The sequence below is a fragment of the Mycobacterium sp. EPa45 genome, from assembly GCF_001021385.1.
In the GTDB taxonomy this organism is placed as follows: Bacteria; Actinomycetota; Actinomycetes; order Mycobacteriales; family Mycobacteriaceae; genus Mycobacterium.
In genome coordinates this window covers 221503-242161 of record NZ_CP011773.1, presented here as the reverse complement: position 1 = coordinate 242161, position 20659 = coordinate 221503, and the positions used below count along the sequence as shown (strand labels likewise).

Annotated in this window: 22 protein-coding genes; 17 read left to right on the top strand and 5 right to left on the bottom strand. The window is 67.9% G+C overall.

Translation table 11 applies throughout. The features are described from left to right. Positions 1–4 precede the first annotated feature (4 nt). Genes AB431_RS01185 through AB431_RS01175 form a run of 3 tightly spaced genes read left to right on the top strand, consistent with a single transcriptional unit; the run spans position 5 to position 3358 of the window. The gene (locus AB431_RS01185; RefSeq protein WP_047328405.1) at positions 5–934 is read left to right on the top strand and encodes a hypothetical protein; all 930 of its coding nucleotides are present in this window, start codon (positions 5–7) and stop codon (positions 932–934) included. A gap of 1 nt (position 935) precedes the next feature. Continuing rightward, positions 936–2459 carry an NAD(P)/FAD-dependent oxidoreductase gene (locus tag AB431_RS01180; protein WP_047328404.1) on the top strand — a complete coding sequence of 508 codons (1524 nt, stop codon included), beginning with the start codon at positions 936–938 and terminating at the stop codon, positions 2457–2459. Positions 2460–2464: 5 nt separating this feature from the next. Further along, a complete protein-coding gene (locus tag AB431_RS01175; protein WP_047328403.1) occupies positions 2465–3358 on the top strand; it encodes a MerR family transcriptional regulator in 894 nt (297 codons plus the stop codon). A 22-nt stretch (positions 3359–3380) separates the two neighbouring features. Here AB431_RS01175 and AB431_RS01170 read toward each other — a convergent pair whose 3' ends face one another. Together AB431_RS01170 and AB431_RS01165 are read right to left on the bottom strand one after the other, a co-directional pair. Beyond that, positions 3381–4559: a zinc-dependent alcohol dehydrogenase gene (locus tag AB431_RS01170; RefSeq protein WP_047328402.1), complete on the bottom strand. Its 1179-nt coding sequence runs from the start codon at positions 4557–4559 to the stop codon at positions 3381–3383. Positions 4560–4611: 52 nt separating this feature from the next. After that, positions 4612–5130 (bottom strand): hypothetical protein, encoded by a 519-nt coding sequence (locus AB431_RS01165; protein WP_047328401.1) that lies wholly within the window; start codon positions 5128–5130, stop codon positions 4612–4614. Positions 5131–5229: 99 nt separating this feature from the next. Here AB431_RS01165 and AB431_RS01160 point away from each other — a divergent pair, with 99 nt between their 5' ends. From AB431_RS01160 to AB431_RS01150, 3 genes are read left to right on the top strand one after another with little or no spacing between them, the layout of a single operon-like run. Beyond that, the gene (locus tag AB431_RS01160) at positions 5230–5415 is read left to right on the top strand and encodes a hypothetical protein (protein ID WP_047328400.1); all 186 of its coding nucleotides are present in this window, start codon (positions 5230–5232) and stop codon (positions 5413–5415) included. Between the two features lie 7 nt (positions 5416–5422). Next, the gene (locus AB431_RS01155) at positions 5423–6628 is read left to right on the top strand and encodes a cupin domain-containing protein (protein WP_047328399.1); all 1206 of its coding nucleotides are present in this window, start codon (positions 5423–5425) and stop codon (positions 6626–6628) included. Continuing rightward, positions 6625–7548 carry a sucrase ferredoxin gene (locus AB431_RS01150; RefSeq protein WP_047328398.1) on the top strand — a complete coding sequence of 308 codons (924 nt, stop codon included), beginning with the start codon at positions 6625–6627 and terminating at the stop codon, positions 7546–7548. Before AB431_RS01155 ends, AB431_RS01150 begins: the two co-directional genes overlap by 4 nt. Here the strand turns inward: AB431_RS01150 and AB431_RS01145 are convergent. Further along, complete coding sequence (locus AB431_RS01145) at positions 7496–7951, bottom strand: PPOX class F420-dependent oxidoreductase (RefSeq protein WP_047328397.1); 456 nt, start codon at positions 7949–7951, stop codon at positions 7496–7498. The genes AB431_RS01150 and AB431_RS01145 overlap by 53 nt on opposite strands. Before the next feature lie 76 nt (positions 7952–8027). Between AB431_RS01145 and AB431_RS01140 the strand changes: the two genes are divergently transcribed. From AB431_RS01140 to AB431_RS01110, 7 genes are all read left to right on the top strand, one after another. Continuing rightward, complete coding sequence (locus AB431_RS01140; protein ID WP_047328396.1) at positions 8028–9059, top strand: zinc-binding dehydrogenase; 1032 nt, start codon at positions 8028–8030, stop codon at positions 9057–9059. Beyond that, positions 9056–9919 (top strand): SAM-dependent methyltransferase, encoded by an 864-nt coding sequence (locus AB431_RS01135; RefSeq protein WP_082135506.1) that lies wholly within the window; start codon positions 9056–9058, stop codon positions 9917–9919. The genes AB431_RS01140 and AB431_RS01135 overlap by 4 nt, the downstream gene beginning before the upstream one ends. Further along, positions 9906–10559: a TIGR03085 family metal-binding protein gene (locus tag AB431_RS01130; RefSeq protein WP_047328394.1), complete on the top strand. Its 654-nt coding sequence runs from the start codon at positions 9906–9908 to the stop codon at positions 10557–10559. The genes AB431_RS01135 and AB431_RS01130 overlap by 14 nt, the downstream gene beginning before the upstream one ends. Before the next feature lie 62 nt (positions 10560–10621). Beyond that, the gene (locus AB431_RS01125; protein ID WP_047328393.1) at positions 10622–11875 is read left to right on the top strand and encodes a GTP cyclohydrolase II; all 1254 of its coding nucleotides are present in this window, start codon (positions 10622–10624) and stop codon (positions 11873–11875) included. After that, a complete protein-coding gene (locus tag AB431_RS01120; RefSeq protein ID WP_047328392.1) occupies positions 11875–13092 on the top strand; it encodes a URC4/urg3 family protein in 1218 nt (405 codons plus the stop codon). Before AB431_RS01125 ends, AB431_RS01120 begins: the two co-directional genes overlap by 1 nt. Continuing rightward, positions 13092–13721, top strand: a complete 630-nt coding sequence (gene upp / locus AB431_RS01115; RefSeq protein WP_047328391.1) for a uracil phosphoribosyltransferase — start codon at positions 13092–13094, stop codon at positions 13719–13721. Before AB431_RS01120 ends, upp begins: the two co-directional genes overlap by 1 nt. 50 nt (positions 13722–13771) lie before the next feature. Beyond that, entirely contained in the window at positions 13772–15685 is a 1914-nt protein-coding gene (locus AB431_RS01110; protein WP_047328390.1) for a glycosyltransferase family 39 protein, read from the top strand. On the opposite strand, the gene AB431_RS01105 is transcribed toward AB431_RS01110, so the two are convergent. Further along, complete coding sequence (locus tag AB431_RS01105) at positions 15686–16783, bottom strand: acyl-CoA desaturase (RefSeq protein WP_047332949.1); 1098 nt, start codon at positions 16781–16783, stop codon at positions 15686–15688. 16 nt (positions 16784–16799) lie between these two features. After that, positions 16800–17846: a ferredoxin reductase gene (locus tag AB431_RS01100; RefSeq protein ID WP_047328389.1), complete on the bottom strand. Its 1047-nt coding sequence runs from the start codon at positions 17844–17846 to the stop codon at positions 16800–16802. A 70-nt stretch (positions 17847–17916) separates the two neighbouring features. Here AB431_RS01100 and AB431_RS01095 point away from each other — a divergent pair, with 70 nt between their 5' ends. The 4 genes from AB431_RS01095 (at position 17917) to AB431_RS01080 (ending at position 20657) form a co-directional block, all read left to right on the top strand. Then, a complete protein-coding gene (locus AB431_RS01095) occupies positions 17917–18648 on the top strand; it encodes a TetR family transcriptional regulator (RefSeq protein WP_082135505.1) in 732 nt (243 codons plus the stop codon). 140 nt (positions 18649–18788) lie between these two features. Then, positions 18789–19451, top strand: a complete 663-nt coding sequence (locus AB431_RS01090) for an HAD family hydrolase (protein ID WP_047328388.1) — start codon at positions 18789–18791, stop codon at positions 19449–19451. A 40-nt stretch (positions 19452–19491) separates the two neighbouring features. After that, entirely contained in the window at positions 19492–20235 is a 744-nt protein-coding gene (locus tag AB431_RS01085) for a pyrimidine reductase family protein (protein WP_047328387.1), read from the top strand. Further along, positions 20232–20657 (top strand): hypothetical protein, encoded by a 426-nt coding sequence (locus tag AB431_RS01080; protein WP_047328386.1) that lies wholly within the window; start codon positions 20232–20234, stop codon positions 20655–20657. Before AB431_RS01085 ends, AB431_RS01080 begins: the two co-directional genes overlap by 4 nt. Positions 20658–20659: the final 2 nt, after the last annotated feature.

Here is a 20659-nt window from a genome sequence, read left to right as displayed (position 1 = left end):
ACTGATGGCCAACAGCACCATGGACATGGACGCCATGCTCGCCAAAATCAAGGACCGGCAGTGGGCACTGGCCGATATCGACTGGGACGCCCCGGGTGCCGAGACGATCACCGACGAGATGCGGCCCAAGCTCAAGGCCTTCATGGCCGACCTGTGCTGGATCGAAAACATCGGCGCCCGCGGTTTCGCCGCCCTGGCCACGAAGGCGCCCACCCCGACGATCGCCGAGATCTACCGCTACTTCCACGCCGAGGAGCAGCGTCACGCCAATGCCGAACTGGCCCTGATGAAGCGCTGGGGCATGCTCGACGACGGCGAGATGCCCGAGCCCAACGTCAACATCCGCCTCTCCATCGACTGGCTCGACACCTACGCCGACGACATGTCGCTGTCCATCCTCGGCACCGTGATCCCGATGCTCGAGGTGGCCCTCGACGGCGCGCTGCTCAAGTTCCTCCTCGAGGAGGTTCACGACCCGGTCTGCCATCAGGTGTTCGAAAAGATCAACAACGACGAGTCCCGGCACATCGCAGTCGATTTCGCGGTGCTCGACATGATCGGCCACAGCGATCTGCGCCACCTGCTCGTCCAGTTCGCCGGCAACGTGGCTTCCCCCGCCCTCATCATCGGCATGATCATGTACGTGCCGCTGCTCAACCGCATGCGCAACAACATCGTCGGAATGGGGCTGCAACCCGAGAAGCTCTACAACGCCATGAAGCGGTTCCAGACCCTGGGCGAGCGGGGCTCGAAGACCTGGCGCGTGCCCACCTACCAGCTGCTCAAGTTCCACGGACGGGCGGTCGTCAACCCCCGACATCCCTACCACTGGATAGCCAATCCACTGGTCAAGGCGTCCGACTACTACCCCAGGGCGCTGCTGCGGCCCATCCCCTCCTGGTTCAAGGAACTGACCCACGAGCCGGCGGCCTGAGATGGCCACGCAGACGCTCACGCGCACCCGCGTGCACGACACCCTCATCGTCGGTGCCGGTTTCAGCGGCTTGGGTGCGGCGATCAAACTGCGCGAGGCCGGCGTCGACGACGTCGTCATCGTCGAACGCAGCGACCGGGTCGGTGGTACCTGGCGCGACAACACCTACCCGGGAGTCGCCTGCGACATCCCGTCGCTGCTGTACTCCTTCTCCTTCGTCAAGAATCCGGACTGGTCGCGCGCCTACCCGTCCGGCGCGGAGATCTGCGCCCACATCGAGGAGTTCACCGACCGGCACGGCCTTCGGCCGTCCATCCGGTTCGGCACCGAGGTCACCGGGCTCAGCTTCGACGAAGGCACCGGCGTGTGGACCGCGGATACCGACAACCGTGAGCGGTTCCAGGCCCGCACCGTGGTGCTGGCCGCCGGGCCGCTGGCTGACCACACCTGGCCGCAGATCCGGGGCATCGACACCTTCCACGGCCCCAAGATCCACAGCGCAGCCTGGGATCACGACTACGACTTCGCCGGTAAACGAGTCGCCGTCATCGGCACCGGTGCGAGCGCCGTGCAGATCGTCCCCGAACTGGTCAAGACCGCGGCCTTCGTCAAGGTGTTCCAGCGCACGCCGGGGTGGGTACTGCCCCGCTACGACGTTGAGCTGCACCCGTTGGCCCGCACTGTGTTCTCGAAAGTGCCTGCCACACAGGAACTCCTGCGCCAGGCGCTGTTCTGGGGTCACGAGGCCAGCGCCACCGCACTGGTGTGGGACACCCCGCTATCCGGTCTGGTGGCCAAACTGGGTCGGCTGCACCTGCGCGCCTCGGTATCCGACCCGTGGCTGCGCCGACAGCTGACCCCGCGCTTCACCCCCGGCTGCAAGAGGCTACTCATCTCCAGCGACTACTACCCCGCATTGCAGCGGGACAACTGCAAGCTGATCGACTGGCCGATCGCGACGATCAGCCCCGCCGGGATCCGCACCAGCGACGGTATCGAACACCACCTCGACGCCATCGTCTTCGCCACCGGGTACGACGTCCACCTGACCGGGCCGCCGTTTCCGGTGACGGGCCTGGGCGGTCGCACACTGCAGCACGAATGGTCCGGGCACGCGCAGGCGTACAAGAGCGCCAGCGCACATGGCTTCCCGAACATGTTCTTCATGACCGGGCCCAACTCCGGCCCCGGCCACAATTCCCTGCTGGTCTATGCCGAGGGCCAGATCGACTACGCCGTCGCGGGCATCACGACCATCCTGAATCAAGACCTGCGGATTCTCGACGTGCGCCCGGAGGTCCAGCGGCGCTACAACGAGCGGCTCCAGCAGCGGCTGACGAAGACGACATGGATGACGGGCTGCCAGAGCTGGTACCTGACCCCCGACGGTTTCAACGCCTCGATGTTCCCGGGCTTCGCCACGCAGTATCTTCGACAGATGCGCCGGTTCCGGATCGAGGACTACGACAGGTGCGCGCTCGGAGCCGCATCCGAGCGCGAACTGCGCCGGGTCCCCACGGGCTGACCCGGATGTCCGACACCAAGCCGCCTCGCCAGCCGACCGGGCCGATTCCGGGGATTCTGCGCAGGATCCGCCGTGGTTCCCGGGACGTCGTCGAGGCGGCGGTGTCGCAGTTGTTCGACGCCGCGGTCAAGCCGCACGGTTCCGCGGCCTCCGGCGAGTACCGGATCGACGAACTGGCCCAGTTGGCCGGCACGACCACCCGCAACATCCGCGTGTACCGCGACCGCGGTCTGCTGCACCCGCCGCTGCGTGTCGGGCGCATCGCGCTGTTCAACGACACCCACCTGACCCGGCTGCGGCTGATCACCTCGATGCTTGACCGGGGCTACAACATCTCGCATGTCAACGAAATGCTGTCGGCCTGGGAACAGGGCAAGGACCTGGGCGACATGCTCGGGCTCGAATCGGCGATCGCGGGCAGCTGGGCCACCGAGAAGCCTCGGCGGATGGGGCTGGCGCAGGCGCGGAAGCTGATCGACGACGACGCCGCGTTCGAGCGGCTGGTCGCGCTGGGCATCATCCGCATCGACGACGCGGAGACAGCCACGGTGGTGCGGCCCACCCTCGTCGACGTGCTCACCGACATCCGGGATTTCGGGGTACGGCTGGACAAGCTCATCGACATCCACGAGCAGGTGTCACCGCTGCTCGACCAAATCAGCACCATCCTGGTTCAGGCCGGTGTCGAGGAGGTTCTGGAGAAGGTGAACCCCGGTGCGGCGGTACCCGATGACGTCGAGGTGACCGCCCTGATCACCACCCTGGTGCGCTTCCGCACCCAGGCGCTGACCGCAGTCAGCTCGACGCTGGCGGCGTCGGTTGAGGCGGCGGTGGAATCGGCTGTGGCGCAACTGCTCGGCGATCTCATCGCGCGCGGTGCCGAAGCCGCCGGCGAATAGCCGTCCAGCCGGGCCCCCAAACCTACGGTTTTAGAACCACTTTCACCATGCCGTCTGCTTTCTTCTGGAAAGACTCGTAGGCCTTCGGCGCGTCCGACAACGGCAGCCGATGAGTGGCGAACGTGTCCACTCCGAGTGGGTCGTCATCGGTGAGCAGCGGCATGATGTCCGGAATCCACCGCTTCACGTTGGCCTGCCCCATGCGCAGCTGAATCTGCTTGTCGAACATCACCATCAGGTTCATCGGATCCGCCGCGCCGCCGTAGACACCCGACAACGAGATGGTCCCGCCGCGGCGCACCACGGCGATCGCGGTATGCAGTGCGGCCAACCGGTCGACACCGGCGTTGCGCATGACCGCCCGGCCCACCGGTGACGGCAGGTATCCCGCTGCGGTCTGGGCGAATTCGGCGACAGGCGAACCGTGCGCCTCCATCCCCACCGCGTCGATCACGGAGTCGGCGCCGCGCCCCTCGGTGAGGTCTTGCACCCGCTCCACCACATCTCCGTCGCGAAGGTCGATCACCTGGTCGCAGTAGGGCCGTGCCCGCTCCAACCGATCGGCCACCAGATCGACGCCGATGACCCGGTGCCGATTTCGGTGCGCCGCGATCCGGCAGGCCATCGACCCGATGGGGCCGAGGCCGAGCACCACCAGCGTGCCGCCGTCGGGCACGTCGGCGTACTCCAGACCCTGCCAGGCGGTCGGCAACACGTCGGACAGGTACACATACCGATCGTCCGGGCCGCCGACAGGCACCTTGATATGGGTGTAGTTGGCCTGCGGCACGCGCAGGTATTCAGCCTGCCCGCCCGCCACCTCGCCGTAAAGCTTGGAATAGCCGAACAGGGCGGCGCCGGTGCCCTGATCGCGGTTCTGCGTTGTCTCGCACTGACTTTGCAGACCCTGACCACACATGAAGCAGTGCCCGCAGGAGATGTTGAACGGAATCACCACGCGGTCACCGACTTTGAGCTCACCGACCTGATCGCCAACCTCTTCGACGACGCCCATCGCTTCGTGGCCGAGGATGTCACCCGGCGACATGAAAGCACCGAGAACTTCATACAGGTGCAGATCGGATCCGCAGATGTTGGTGCTCGTGACGCGGATGATCGCGTCGGTCGGCTCCTTGATCTGAGGGTCGGGAACGGTGTCGACCGCGACGTTTCGGCGGCCCTGCCAGGTCACTGCGCGCATGGGATTCTCCTCGCAATTGGGGTCAACGCCCGCATGCCCGCTCGCCACCTCTTCAAACACAGTGCGGCGTCACGAACGCGAACGCGCGCGGAAATCCCAGGCGCGTCAACCGGCCGTGCCGGACGTCGCCGATCGCGACGTCCAGCAGCGCCCCGGATGACGGCTCGTAGCAGCGCAGGGTGGCGCCGTCGATGTCGACCAGCAGCACCCAATGCCGCGGCAGCCCCGCACCGATCAGCATCGCTACCGGCCACCCCGCGCCCACCGCGTCGCAGACGTCGGCCAATCGGTCCCCGCACCGCGCCGGCCGCCACCGGTAGCGCACCCCCCGGGCGGCGCTGTGCGCGGTCATCGCCCGTGCCACTCCGGCGGGGGTGGTGCCCAGGGCATGCGGCCACACCACGTTGACCGCGCGGTGCACCCGAGCCTGTTCAGCGTCGAACCACGATTGCGGCTGCTCGGCCCGCAAAGCGGCGCCGTAGTCGGCATCGAGCAGTGCGCCCGCCATCACCGCGACACTCGGCCCGCAGCTCACGCCGTCGCGCTGGCGCGGCCAGCCGGACACATCCATCTGCTCTGCCCTGTTTCGTTCTCGGTCGGTGCGGTAACTCCCAATCAACCAATCCCTGCACAGTGTGCCGCGCTTGTGCGCGTGTGAGAAAGGATCGACATGGCGCTCGACGATGACGACATGACCACCTCCACCCCCGGCGGTGAAGGCACCGCTGACGGCGGCTCCAACCCCGAAGGCCACGACGGCGGTGCCGACGGAACCGCGGATGGTGCCGGCGAAGGCACCGCTGACGGCGGCGCCAACCCCGAAGGCCACGACGGCGGAGCCGACGGAACCGCCTGACCTCTTCATGCTGAGCCGCTGCAGTGCGGTCGACGCACAGACGTTCGCCGACGAGTACTGGGGCCGTAAGCCGCTACTCAGCAAGTCCGTCGACCTGCCCCGGGACTTCAGCGACCTGCTGTCTCCCGGGGCAGTCGACGAGCTGATCGCCGAGCGCGGCGTTCGCGCACCCTTCGTCAGGCTGGCCCGCGACGGCGAGATCCTGGCCAAGGACTGCTATCTGGGGCCGGCCGGATTCGGCGCCGAGATCACCGATCAGGTCGACTCGGCGAAGGTGCTCGCCGAATTGAGCTCGGGCGCAACGGTTGTTCTGCAGGGGCTACACCGCCTGTGGCCCCCACTGATCGAGTTCGTCCGCCATGCCGTCGACGACATCGGACACCCGGTGCAGGCCAATGCCTACATCACGCCACCGGGCAACCGCGGTTTCGAGCCGCACTACGACGTGCACGACGTCTTCGTTCTGCAGGTGTCCGGGCAGAAGCGCTGGGTGGTGCACGAGCCGGTGCATCACCATCCCCTGCCGTCTCAGCCGTGGACCGAGCACCGGGCGGCGATCGCCGACCGGGTGCGCGGCGCGCCGGTGATCGACACCGTGCTGACTGCAGGTGACGCGCTTTATCTGCCGCGGGGCTGGCTGCACGCCGCCGAGGCTCTCGATACGACGTCGATTCATCTGACTGTCGGAGTCTCGGCGACCACCGGTCTGGACGTCGCCCGCGCGGTGCTCGACGAGTTGTCGAGCATCGAGGCCTTTCGCCAATCCCTCCCGATGGGCCGCACGCCGACAGACCAGGACGAGGCCGTGGCGACGGTGAACAAGGTGATGGCCGAGGTCGTGGCGGCCTTGCGCGACAACGCCGCAACACTGGGCTCCGGGGCGGCTACGCGATTGTCCAAACGCTATGCCTCGCAGACCCGGCCTGTCGCGGTCCGCCCGCTGGCCACCCTCGCCGCCGAGGAGGCTGAGATCGAGGTGCGCTGGCGGCACGGGCTCGTGAGCACCCTGGAACGGACTGCAGACCGGGTGGTGCTGCGGCTACCCGACCGGACCATCACCTTCCCCGCATCCTGCGCCGAGGCCGTGCACGCACTGCACCGCGGTGACGTGCTGCGGTCGGCCGCCCTGCCCGGCCTCGACGCTGCCGACGGCGCAGTGCTGATCCGGCGGCTGCTCAGGGAAGCGGTCGTCGTCCCCGTGCAGCTGCGATGAGCAGATCCGGCGACGGCTGCAGCGACCAGTCGCTGGCCCGCAACGACCCGATGTACGGCACGGCGTCGGCAGGCACATCGTGGCTGCTGCTCGAATTGTCCGGCGGTTGGGGGTCTTCGGCGTTTCTGGAGTCGCCGGCATCCATCGATCCGAAGCTCGGGCTGGCCGTCGTGCGGCGTGCCGAGGCGGCGGGGATGCGGATTGCGGCGATCCGCAAGCACGGCCGCCGTGCGGCCACCCCGCGGTGGCGCTGGTTCGTCGCGCAGTGCGCCGTCGGCAGTGAGGCGTTGTACGCCGGCGAGGTCGACGGCCCGCGCGGGTACCTCGACCTCGCGCTGGACGGCTCCGACGGTGCCGCCTTGTCGGATCCGCTGGTAGCGGTCTGCGCACACGGCCGTCACGACATGTGTTGCGCGGTGCGGGGTCGCTCGGCCGCGGCCGAGATATCGGCCGCCTACCCCGAATTCGCCTGGGAGTGTTCACATCTGGGCGGTGACCGGTTCGCGGCGACGATGCTCGTACTGCCTGTCGGCTTGTGCTACGGACGGGTGGACGGCACCGATGCGGCCGCGCTCGTGGCGCGCGCCCTGGATGGCCGGCTGGACGACCGATTCCTGCGCGGCCGCACGTCACTGCCCCACGCCGTCCAGGCCGCGCAGCATTTCGCCCGCGAAGCCACCGGCGACGACCGCATCGATGCGTTCCCGCCGCTGAGCGTCGAGTCGGGCGATGGCATCACCCGCGTGGTGCTGGGCGCCGATCCAGAGCCCGTCGAGGTCGTACTGAACGAGGAGCTCTCCGAGCCGCTGCTGTCGCAATGCCACGCCAAAGTGCCGGGCCGGGTGCGGGTTTACACGCTGGCGTCGCTCACGACGGCGGGAAGCCGCCCGTCGCCACCGGACCCCAGCGCTGCGGAGTGACCCGGATCAGGCACTTGCCCTGCTTCACCATCGCCTCCCGATACTCGGCCCAGTCGGAGTGCTCGCCGGCCACCGCGCGGAAGTAGTCAACCAGCGGCTCGACGGCCTCGGGCAGGTCGATCACTTCGGCTGGCCCGTCGACCTGGACGTAGGCGTCATTGAACTCGTCGGAGAGCACCACCACGCTGGCGCGCCCGGTCCGGCGGACGTTCACCGCCTTGGCCCGCTGCGGATAGCTGGCGATCACCAGCCGGCCCTGCTCATCGACTCCGCCGGTTACGGGAGAACTCTGCAGGGAGCCATCGGCGCGGAAGGTGGTCAGCACCATGCGGTGCCGGGGACGGACGAACTCCAACAGCCGGTCGAGGTCGACGGAGTCGGCGGTGGCGAACTTGGGAGACATATTGCCCACTCTAGGCCTGCGCCGCGGACCCGCGGCGTACGTTTGTGACTGACCTGAGGAGGAGAAATTGGGCACCATGCGCGCGGAACGCTTCTACGCCGACACCAAAACCGTTGTGCTCGAAGATGTCCCGATCCCCGAGCCGGGCGAGGGCGAAGTCCTGGTCAAGGTGGCGTTCTGCGGCATCTGCCATTCCGACCTCAGCCTGATCAACGGCACCTTCCCCGCGCAGCGTCCCGTGGTGATCCAGGGCCACGAAGCCTCCGGCACGATCGCCAAGCTGGGCCCCGGAGTGACCGGATGGTCCGAGGGTGACCGGGTGGTGGTCGCCGCGGGGCGGCCGTGCGGGCAGTGCGCGAACTGCCGCCGCGGTGACATGGCCACCTGCCTGCGGATGCAGCTCATGGCGTTCGCCTACGACGGCGCGTGGGCGGAGTACACCGTCGCGCAGGCCGCGGGCCTGACCCGCGTTCCGGACAATGTGCCGCTGGAGCAGGCCGCGATCCTTGCCGACGCGGTGTCCACCCCGTTCGGCGCGGTGGTGAACACCGGCAAGGTGGTGATCGGCGAATCGGTCGGGGTATGGGGCGTCGGCGGCGTCGGAACCCACATCGTCCAACTCGCCCGGCTGGTCGGGGCCGTACCGATCATCGCGGTCGACATCAACGCAGCGGTCCGCGACCGGGCACTCGAGCTCGGCGCCGACTACGCATTCGATTCGCGCGACCCGGATTTCGCCGACAAGCTGGCCGAGATCACCGGCGGGCGCGGACTCGACGTCGCCTTCGACGCCGTCGGGCTCAAGGTCACCTTCGAGCAGGCCCTGAACTCACTGACCAGCGGTGGCCGGCTGGTCGGGGTCGGCATGAGCGCCGAGTCGCCAACGGTCGGACCCACGTCGATGTTCGGTCTGACGCGACGGCAGGTGCTCGGCCACCTCGGCTATCACAACAAGGACATCGAGACGCTGGCGCAGCTGGTCTCCCGGGGCCGGCTGGATCTGTCGCGCTCGATCAGCCAGATCATCCCGCTCGAGTACATCGCCGACGGCATCCGCATTCTCGACCACGCCGAGGGCGATCCGATCCGGGTGCTCGTACAGCCTTGAGCGCCTCTGCGGCTGCGACCGCGCTTGGCCCGATGGTCGTCGTGGCGGCCGATCAGTACGAGGCGACGCCCCTGGTTCACGACCCGCTGGCGGCCAAGGTGTTGCCGGCTCCGACGCGATTCATCGCGGCGGCCACGCGCTGGTCGCCGGTGCGCCGTGCGTTGAGGGCGGCGACCGATCGGCGGATCGCCGGCGGTTGGGCAAGCTTCCTGTGCCGCAAGCGCTACATCGACGACCAGCTGCGCGCCGCGATCGCCAAAGGTGTTGATACCGTGGTCATTCTCGGCGCCGGTTACGACACCCGGGCGTATCGACTGCCGGAGCTGGCCGCAGTTCCGGTGTGTGAGGTCGACTTACCCCGCAATACCGCGGGCAAGCTCGCCGCGTTGAACCGAACGTTGGGTGGCGTGCCGGCCGGGGTCACGCTCCTGCCGGTCGACTTCGAGACCGATGACCTCGCAGAGAGTCTGCGGCGCAACGGGTTCGGTGCCGACCAGCGAACGTTCTACATCTGGGAGGCGGTCACCCAGTACCTGACGGAGGCGGCTGCGCGCCGCATGTTCGACTACCTCGCGCAAGCGGCGCCGGGCAGCGGCCTGGCGTTCACGTTCCTCCGAGAGGACTTCCTGACGGGCCGGCGGATGTACGGGGCCGAGCGGGCTCGTCAGCAATTCGTGGTCGAGTACGCGCTGTGGCGCTTTGGGCTCGACCCGGCCGAAGTCGCACCGTTTCTTGCCGAGTACGGCTGGCGCGAGGCCGATCAGGCCGGACCGTCGGAGTATGCGGAGCGCTACCTGCGCCCGGCGGGGCGCGACGATGCGGTATCGGAAATCGAAAGAGCCGTCTATGCCGAACGCTGATCCACCCTTCGACGCCCGGGAACGCGCGGCGTTGTGCGATCTCTTCGAACGCGTCGGGCCGGACGCGCCGACTCTTCTGGACGGATGGACCACCAGAAAACTCGCCGCCCACCTGCTGCTGCGCGAGCGGGATGCCCTTGCCGCGCCGTGTCTGGTGCTTCCGGGGCCGCCCGCACGATTCGCCGAACGGCGCACGATCGCGCTGATGGGCCGCCACGAATTCCCGGCGCTGCTCGCCCGTCTGCGAGCCGGTCCACCCTTCGGCTTCTTCCGGCTGCGTTGGGTGCGTGACTTCCCCAGCCTCAACGAGTTCTTCGTCCACCACGAGGACGTCCGGCGCGCCAACGGTTTGGCGCCGCGTGCGGACCTGCCCGCGGACATGGAGCACGCGCTGTGGCGCAACGTCGCGCGCGGCAGCCGCTTCTTGTCCCGCCGGCTGCGCGGGACGGGGCTGGACATTGGCTGGGCCGGGAGCCCTCAGCGGATCACGGTCCGCGCCGGGGAGGTGGCTGCCGAGCTCAGTGGTTCCCCAGGTGAACTGCTGCTGTACCTGTTCGGGCGCCAAGCCGCGGCGCGGGTCGGCATCCTCGGCTCACCACACGCCGTCAGGACCGTGCAGAGCACCCGGTTCGGGATGTAACCGCCAGGCGGCGCACACGGCGCGAAGTGACTAAGCTGGCGAGCTTCCGATAAGGAGCACACATGTCCTCCGCACCAAGAGGTCCCGGCCACATCCGGCTGACATCCCACCGCGGGGCCGATGACGCGCTGCCGATCAGATGGGGCGCCCCCACCGCCGGTGAACGCGGTCCGCTGATCGGCACCACCAGCACCCGCAGCCACCGCAATGTGGTTGGAACCCACAGCGGTTCCTACAGCGTGTATCGCGCGCTCGCGGTGGCCGCCGGCGCGCTGTCCCGCGAACACCGGGCCGACCTGACCAACACCGCCCCCACCGACAGCATCGGTCCGTATCCGCAGTGGAGTCGACCCGAGGCGATCGTCAGCTTGGACCCGTGGGGCGCGATGGTCGCCGACGCGTTCGCCGCCGAACTGGCCGCCGGCCAGGACATCCGCCCGACCATCGCAGTGACGAAGGCGCACGTGATCCTGCCGGAGATCGCCGACGCGATCGACAAGGGCCGGCTGGTTCCCGACGGCCGGGTCCTGCTGCCCGGCGGGGCGGCGTTGGTGACCAAGGTCGCGATCGAGCCGGTCTGGTTTCTGCCGGGCGTCGCAGAACGCTTCGGCTGCAGTGAGGCACACCTGCGCCGGGTGCTGTTCGAAGAGACCGGCGGCATGTATCCCGAACTGGTCACCCGCGGCGATCTTGAGGTGTTCCTCCCGCCCATCGGTGGGCAGACCCTCTACATCTTCGGCAGCCCGCGTGATCTCGCCGACCAGGCGGTCCAGCTCACCGCCCGCGTGCACGACGAGTGCAATGGATCCGATGTGTTCGGTTCGGACATCTGCACCTGCCGGCCCTATCTCACGCACGCGATCGAGGAGTGCATCCTCGGTGCCCAGCGCGGCGGGGTCGGGCTGGTCGCGTACTCCCGCAAGGAAGGCCGCGCGCTGGGCGAGGTCACCAAGTTCCTGGTCTACAACGCCCGCAAGCGCCAGCAGGGCGGCGACACCGCAGAGGCATACTTCGCCCGCACCGAATGTGTTGCGGGCGTTCAAGATATGCGGTTCCAAGAGTTGATGCCCGACGTGCTGCACTGGCTGGGCATTCGGAAGATCCACCGGTTGGTGTCGATGAGCAACATGAAATACGACGCCATCGTCGGCTCCGGAATCGAGGTGGGCGAACGGGTCAACATTCCCGACGAGTTGATCCCGCCCGACGCCAGGGTGGAGATCGACGCCAAGATGGCCGCCGGTTACTTCACCCCGGGTCCGGTGCCCGACGCCGAGGAACTGAAGAAGGCCAAGGGCCGCGAGCTGGACCGCTGATGGGATCGGCCACCGAAGTCGACGTGGACAACCCGGCAGGTGCTGCCGCGGCGTTACGCAGCACGCGCGCCATCCGGGATCGGGCCGGGATGTTGACCACACGCGCCCGCGACGGCGGCTCCCGGTGGTTCACCGTGCACGACGACGCACTGGACGCGGCTGCCACGGTCGTGGCCGACGTCACCCGTCACAATTATCCGGATCTGCAGATCCCGTTTCACAGCCGCTGGCGCCACTTCGAGGCCGGCGGAGTCAACCGGAAGGCCGAACTGCTGCGCGACGCCGACCCCCGGGCGATGGTCGATCTCACCGTGGTGAGCGTGCTGCTCGACGCCGGTGCCGGGTCCGCGTGGTCCTACGTCGAGCCGCAGACCGGCCTTCGGCTGGGTCGTTCAGAAGGTCTGGGAGTGGCCAGCTTTCACGCGTTTACCGCCGGGCTGTTCTCCTCCGATCCCGACGACCCGCTGCGCGCCGACGCCACCGGGCTCACCGCTCTGACGGCATACCAGCTGGCCGAGGCATTTCAGGTCGACGACGCCAACCCCCTCGTCGGGCTCGACGGCCGCGTCGCGCTGCTGCACCGGTTGGGCGCGGTCACCGCCGCGTCTCCCGAACTGTTCGGAGCTGGCGGCCGTCCTGGCGGGTTGCTCGACGCGACGCCTGGACAGTCGGTGCGCGCACACGACATCCTGTCCGCGGTGCTGGCCTCGTTCGCACCAATCTGGCTGGGCAGCAATGTGATCGACAATCAGCCGCTCGGTGATTGCTGGCGGCATTCCGCGCTGGACGGCCCCGGCCTGACCGCAGGCTGGATGCCGTTTCACAAGCTGTCCCAGTGGCTCACCTATTCGTTGCTCGAGCCGTTCGGTTGGGCCGGCGTCACGGTAACCGACCTCGACGAGCTGACCGGATTACCGGAGTACCGCAACGGCGGACTGCTGCTCGACACCGGGGTGCTGCGCCTGCGCGACAACACACACGCAGACCGAAGTTTCACCGTCGCCGACGAATTGGTAGTCGAGTGGCGCGCGTTGACCGTGGCCCTCCTGGATGAGCTGGCTACCGGGGTCCGCGAGCGGCTTGGCGTCGACGCAGATCAGCTGCCGCTGGCACGCGTGCTGGAGGGCGGCACCTGGGCGGCTGGCAGGGCACTTGCCCAGCAGCTGCGCGGCGGGTTGCCGCCGCTGTCCATAACCAGTGATGGCACGGTGTTCTGATGCGCGACGTCCACGTCATCGACCACCCTCTGGTGCAGCACAAATTGACGCTGATGCGACGCAAGGAAACCTCCACCAACACGTTTCGCCGGCTGGCCAATGAGATCGCCACCCTGCTGGCCTACGAGGTGCTGCGGGACACCCCGACCCACGAAGTCGCGGTGGAAACGCCGATGGAGACGACGACCGGCGCCGTCATCGACGGCAAGAAGCTGGTGTTCGTCTCGATCCTGCGTGCCGGCACCGGCATCCTCGACGGGATGCTGACCGTCGTGCCGGGCGCCCGCATCGGACACGTCGGGCTATATCGAGACCCCAAAACGCTTGTCGCCGTGGAGTATTACTTCAAGGTGCCGGGTGACCTCCACGAGCGCGAGGTGGTCGTCGTCGACCCGATGCTCGCCACCGGCAACTCGGCGGTGGCTGCAGTGGACCGGCTCAAGGAATTCCGGCCCCGGTCCATCAAATTCGTCTGCCTGCTCACGTGCCCGGAAGGGATCTCGGTCCTGCACGACGCCCATCCGGAGGTGCCGATCTTCACCGCTGCGGTTGACCGCGGGCTCGACGAGCAGGGATACATCGTGCCCGGTCTCGGCGACGCCGGTGATCGGTTGTTCGGCACCAAGTAGTTCTCACCGCACAGCGCGCTTTCAGCCAACGGTCAGGCCCGAATGGGTCAATGGCTGGTGTGACGACGACGTTTCCGGCCGCGGCGCCGGAGGATTCCGCCGAGGTCGCCCGGTCACCGGTGCGGCCCTCGCGATGGGAGCGGCTCGGCCTGATGGTGCTGCTTGCCGCGACGGCGGTCATGTACCTGTGGAACATCACCGTCAACGGGATGGGCAACCAGTTCTATGCCGGCGCCGCTGAGGCCGGTTCCAAGAACTGGGAGGCGCTGCTCTTCGGTTCGCTTGATGCCGAGAACTTCATCACCGTCGACAAACCGCCTGTCTCGCAATGGGTCATGGGTTTGTCGGGTCAGCTGTTCGGTTTCAGCAGCGCCAGCATGCTGGTGCCTGAGGCTCTGATGGCCGTGGCGACGGTCTGGCTGCTCTACGCCGCCATCACGCGCATCTGCGGCCCGCGCGCAGGCCTGCTGGCCGGGGCGGCGCTCGCGCTGACCCCGGTCGCCGCACTGATGTTCCGGTTCAACAACCCCGATGCGGCGATGGTGCTGCTCATGACGGCCTGCGCGTACTGCACGGTGCGGGCGCTGGAGCGGGCCGGCGGCAAGTGGCTGGCGTGGGCGGGGATTGCACTCGGATTCGCATTTCTGGCCAAGATGCTGGAAGGCCTGATGATCGCTCCGGCGGTGGGACTGGCGTATCTGGTCGCCGCGCCGACGACGCTGCGCCGGCGGCTGCTGCACCTGCTGGGCGCCGCGGCGGCGTTCGTGGTGTCGGCGGGCTGGTTCGTGGTGCTCACACTGGTGTGGCCGGCGTCGTCGCGCCCCTACATCGCCGGTTCGACCGACAACAATTTCATGAACCTCGTTCTGGGATACAACGGTTTTGCGCGCGTGCTCGGCCGTAATCACCTGAGCCTCGGGCCGACCGACCCGATCGGTGACTCGGCCGGCGACCAGCTCCGCCACGTCGGCGGCTTCGGCGGTATGGGGAATCAGAAGGAAGGGCTGAGCCGCCTGTTCGCCGGGGAATTCGGTTTCGAGATCGGCTGGCTGATCCCCGCGGCGCTGCTCGCCGTGGTGCTCGTGTTGATCGCGCGCGGGCGCGCACCGCGCACCGATCCGGTGCGGGCCGGCGTGCTGCTGTTCGGTGGCTGGCTGCTGATCGACGGTCTGGTGCTCAGTTACATGAAGGGGATGGTGCACCCGTACTACTGCCTGTCTTTGGCCCCTGCGGTGACCGGCACCGTCGCCATCGGCGCGCACGAGATGTGGACGCGCAGGCGGTCCTGGTTCGGCCGGGTCGGCGTGACCGCCCTGATCGCGGTGACCGGCATCTGGAGTTGGTGGGTGCTGGGCCGCAACGAGGACTGGATGCCCGCACTGCGGTGGACGATTCTCGTCGGCGCCGTGCTGGCCGCCGTCGTCGTCGCGTTGTCGGCGCCCCGCCGGCGCCGGATCGCAGTGGCCGCCGCCGCATTGGGGGTTGTCGCGGTGCTTGCCGGTCCGGCCGCGTATGCGGTAGCCACGCTGGGCGCGGCACATCACGGCGGTGGGCCCACCGTCGGGCCGGCGTCTGCGGCGAAGCCCGGCTCGGGAGGGGGATTCGGTGATGTGCAGGACAACCCGAAATTGGACGCTCTGCTGCGTGCCACCACAACCAGGTGGTCGGCGGCGATCTCCGGCTCGTCGGCCGCCGCGGGGCTCGAATTGTCAACCGGCACCGCCGTTATGGCGATCGGTGGCTTCACCGGAAGTGACCCCGCGCCGAGCCTGGGCCAATTCAAGGCCGACGTGTCGGCGGGCAAGGTGGCCTACTACATCGTCACCAGGGATTGGCGGGGCCGGGCCGGCGGATGGCCCGGCAACAGCCGCAATCACAGCGGCATCACCGACTGGGTGACCGCGACGTTCCCGATGTCCAAGGTCGGCGACGCCGACGTCTATGACCTGTCCCGCCCCAAGTGATCAGGCCGCCTCGACCAGCGCTTCGTCCTCGCGGCGCTGCCGGGTGGGCAGCGCCAGCTTGACGATCTTGCGCACCACGGAGGCGAACTGCTTGGGCAGTGGCCCAGCGTTGTAGGGAATGCCGTAGCGCTCGCAGATCTCGCGGACATGGGGGGCCATCTCGGCGTAGCGTCGCGCCGGAATGTCGGGGAACAGGTGGTGCTCGATCTGGTGGGACAGGTTGCCCGACAGCAGGTGGAACAGCTTGCCACCGGTCAGGTTGGCCGAGCCGAGCACCTGCCGGAAATACCACTGGCCGCGTGACTCGTCGCGGGTCTCCTCGACGGTGAATTCCTGTGTGCCGTCCGGGAAGTGGCCACAAAAGATGATCGCGTACGACCACACGTTGCGCATCAGGTTGGCCGTCAGGTTGCCGGTGAACACGAACGGCGCCATCGGGCCCGCCAGCAGCGGGAAGGCGACGTAGTCTTTGAGCAGTTGACGACGGGTCTTGCGCCAGATCTGGCGCAGCACGTCACGCTTGTCCTCCAGCGAGATCTCGCCGGCGCGAATGCGCTCGGTTTCCAGCTCGTGCAGCGCGACGCCGTACTGGAACAGCACCATCAGCAGGAAGGCGTACACCGGGTTGCCGAGGTAGTAGGGGTGCCAGCGCTGATCCGGGCTCATCCGCAAGATGCCGTAGCCGATGTCGCGGTCCATGCCGACGATGTTGGTGAACGTGTGGTGGGAGTAGTTGTGCGAGTGCCGCCACTGGTCGGCCGGGCAGGCGGTGTCCCACTCGAAGGTGCGGCCACGCAGGGCCGGGTCACCGGTCCACTCGTACTGCCCGTGCATGACGTTGTGGCCGATCTCCATGTTGTCCAGGATCTTGGAGATCCCGAGCAGGGCGGTGCCGGCCAGCCAGGCAGGCGGGAAGATCCCGGCGAACAGCAGGGCGCGGCCGCTGATCTCCATGGCGCGCTGGGCCTTGATGACGCGGCGGATGTAGTCGACGTCGGTCTGGCCGAGGTCGGCGATCACCCGCTCCTTGATTGCGTCGAGTTCGCGGCCGAATGCGTCGGCCTGCTCGCGGGTCAGTGTGATGCGTTGCTGGGTCATGGTTTTCCCTTTCATCTCACAGCGCGATCTCGACGTCACCGACGGGCACGGACACGCAGATCTGCACGTCCTCTTCGTCAGCGGTGGAGACCGCGCCGGTGGTCAGGTTGCGCACGGCGCCACGATGCTTGCGGCGAGTGCAGGTGTGGCAGATGCCCATCCGGCATCCGCTGGTCGGGTTCAATCCGGCGTCCTCCGCCTGATCGAGGAGGGGACGACCGTCGTCGTCGGCGTCGATACCGCTGTCCCGGAAGCTGATTCGCCCACCCGACGGGGCGTCGGGCACCACGAACGGCGCGGGGACGAAGCTTTCCGACAGCGCATTGGGGCAGTGCTCGCGCACTGCGTCGACGAGCGCGGGCGGCCCGCACACGAAGACGGCGTCGGGGTCGGGCATGGCGCGCTGCAGGTGCTCCGGGCCGAATCGGCCATCGAGCTCACCACCGGGTGAGCGGGTGTAGCCGTGCAACACCCGGACTCCGGTCGCGGCGAGCTCAGGTCGGTAGCACGCCTCTTGCGGGGTGCGGGCGTAGTGGACGAAGGCGATCTCACCGTCGAAGCCCTCGGCCAGCAGCGTCCGCAGCATGGACATCACCGGGGTGATGCCGCTGCCGCCGGAGACGAACAGGATGCGGCCGGGCCGCTCCTCGGGCAACACGAAGTCGCCCGCGGGCTCGGACAGGTCGACCACCATGCCCGGGCGGGCGTGCCGGTAGAGGTGGTTGGACACCAGGCCGCCGTCGTGGGATCCGATCGTCAGCTCGATCAGCGGGGACCCCTCGGCGCTGGCGGGCGAGTAGCAGCGGGTGTGGCGACGGCCGTCGATCTCCACCGTCAGGTTCAGGTATTGGCCGGCGCGGTAGCCGGTGACAGCCGCGTTCGGGTCGAGAAGCAGGGTGACGCTGCGCGGGGTGGACCGGCGCACGTCGACCACCCTGGCCCGTGCATCGGTGGTCCAAGTCGGGTCCACCAGCTCCGTGTAGCGGTCGACGCCGTGCGGACCGGTGAGCAGATCGACCAGCGGTGAGCGAAGCACCTTCTTGGTCAGAGTTTCAGTGAACATATGTACACTGTTCATTGTGAAAGTGCACGTCGTCAAGGAATCCGACCAGTCTGTGGTAGGGTTCACACCAGTGAACAGTCGTACGCCCAGCTCACGTCGTGAGCGTTCAGGGAAGTCACGCTCCCGGGAAACGCCATCGCGGGAAGAGCGCAAAGAGGCCACCCGCCGGGCCATCATCGCGGCCGCACTGAAGCTCCTCGACGAACGCAGCTTCAGCGGTCTGAGCCTGCGTGAAGTCACCCGTGAGGCCGGGATCGTGCCTGCGGCGTTCTACCGGCATTTCGAGTCCATGGACGCACTGGGCCTGGTTCTCATCGACGAGTCGTTCCGCACGCTTCGCGAAATGTTGCGCAGCGCCCGCGCGGGCAAGCTTGACCCGAACCGGGTCATCGAGTCGACAGTCGAGATCCTCGTCGCCGGCGTGGCCGAGCAGCGTGAGCACTGGCGGTTCATCGGGCGTGAGCGCTCCAGTGGTGTGACGGTGCTGCGCTATGCGATCCGCACCGAGATCCGGCTGATCACCTCCGAGCTGGCCACCGACCTCGCGCGGTTCCCCGGCCTGAACGAGTGGAGCACCGAGGACCTCAACATCTTGGCCAGCCTGTTCGTGAACTCGATGATCATCATCGCCGAGGCCATCGAGGATGCCCACGACGCTGCCGCGCTCGACGAGATCAAGCGCACGGCGGTCAAGCAGCTGCGGATGATCACGGTGGGCGTCAACGCCTGGCATCCGGCGCCGGCAAGTGACGAGGACGAGGAAATCGAGTCGGCCGACGCCGCCGGCGCTCCCGAGGCCTGACACCACCGGCCCCGTCAGCCTCAGCCGCCCCTGCCGGCAACGGTGAGCGCGCGAAATTGAAGTCCCGCAGCGAAACTGCGGGTAGACCGCTGCGTGGGTTCAGTCTCGCGAAGTCACGAAAACCGGGTACCCCGGGTCCCATGAACCCCGCTGTGCTCTTCGACATCGACGGCACCCTCGTCGACTCCAACTACCTGCACGTCCACGCCTGGCAGCAGGCCTTCCACGAGGCCGGTCTGCCCGTCCAGGCCTGGCACGTCCACCGCTCGATCGGCATGGACGGGTCGACTCTGGTCGAGGAGTTGTCCAACGGTGCCGATGACGATGTGCAGAAGCGGCTCAAGGAGTTACACACCCGCCACTACGAGGCCAGCGCCGAGCTGCTGAAAGCTCTGCCGGGCGCACGCGACCTCCTGGAGCGGGTGGGGGGCCTGGGCCTGCAGGTCGTGCTGGCGACGTCTGCACCGGACAACGAACTGGCCCTGCTGCGCAAGACGCTGGGGTGTGACGAGCTCGTCTCGGCGATCACCTCGTCAGAGGACGTCGAGCAGGCCAAACCCCGGCCGGACATTGTCAACGTCGCACTGGAGAAGGCCGGGGTGACGGCGCAGCAGGCGGTATTCATCGGCGACACAGTGTGGGATGTCGAGGCCAGCGCCCGCGCCGGCGTGCCGTGCATCGCGGTGCTGTCCGGCGGAGTGTCCCGCGGTGAGCTCGAAACCGCAGGGGCCGCAGCCATTTTCGACGACACCCAGGATCTGGTGGACAACCTCGATCGATCCCCGATCAGCGCACTGTTGTGACCGGGGTTTTGCCCTACCCACCGCCGGGTAGAGACTGCCCATGACGCAGGCGGTGCAAGAGCCGAAACGGGCTACGGCACCGGAGGAGCTGATCGCGCTCTATCGTGACCAGCCCGACGGGGTGCGCGCCAACATGATCCTGTCGCTCGACGGATCCGCCGCTTTCGACGGCGTGGCCGGCCCGCTCTCGGACGCGAACGACCAAAGCCTGCTGCTGGCGTTGCGCTCCTACGCCGACGTCGTGCTGGTCGGTGCGGGCACAGTGCGCGCCGAGGGCTACGGCCCGGTGCGCTTGACCGCCGCGCAAGTGGCCGAACGACGGGAGCGCTGGGGAACCGACGCCATCCCGCCGATCGCGGTGGTCACCCACACCGGCCGTGTCCCCGCATCGTTGTTCGCCGAACCAGCGCAGCGGCCCATCCTGATCACCACCGCCGTCGTCGCGCGCGAGCGCCCCCAGCTCGCCGACCACGCCGACCTGCTGATCGCCGGGGACAGCGCGGTCAACCTGGAATCGGCCCTTCGCACGCTCCAGGCCAAAGGCATGCGCCGGATCCTCTGCGAGGGCGGCCCCACGTTGCTCGACGAGCTGGTCGCGGGCGACCTGGTCGATGAGATGTGTCTGACGATCTCGCCCACGCTCGCCGCGACGGCGACCACCGCCCGGCCGGGCGCACCGGCGCTGAGCGTACCCACGCGTCTGACCCTGGGGCACTCGGTGATCCTCGAGGACTACGTGTACCTGCGTTATGTCCGAAACAACGAGAGGCGGGCCGGCACATGAGCGGGGAGGAACTGCGCAGCCGCCGACCCGACGGTGTCGACGACGACACCGTCGAAGCGGTCGGATCGCTGTCCGAGGCCCTGGAGTACATCGAGCGGGCCCGCGGCCATCTGTATTCGTTCCATCAATTGATGGGCCACGCCGACCTGCTGCTCGGGGACACCTGCGACAAACTGCGCGACTCGGGTCACGCCGAGGTCGCCGATCAGCTGGCCGACGAACTGGTCGGTCGTAACGTCCTCTACGGCCGCTGGACCTTTCAGATCGTCGAAGAATTCGACGACAACTACTGGTCACTGGTGCGCGAACGGGAGCGCGAGGTCCGTGACCAGCTGATGGGCGGGCAACGCCACGTGTTCGAGGCGGAGATGAAAGACCGTCGACGGACCCACGGTCGGCCTGGTCACGAAGCGACTCCGTGACG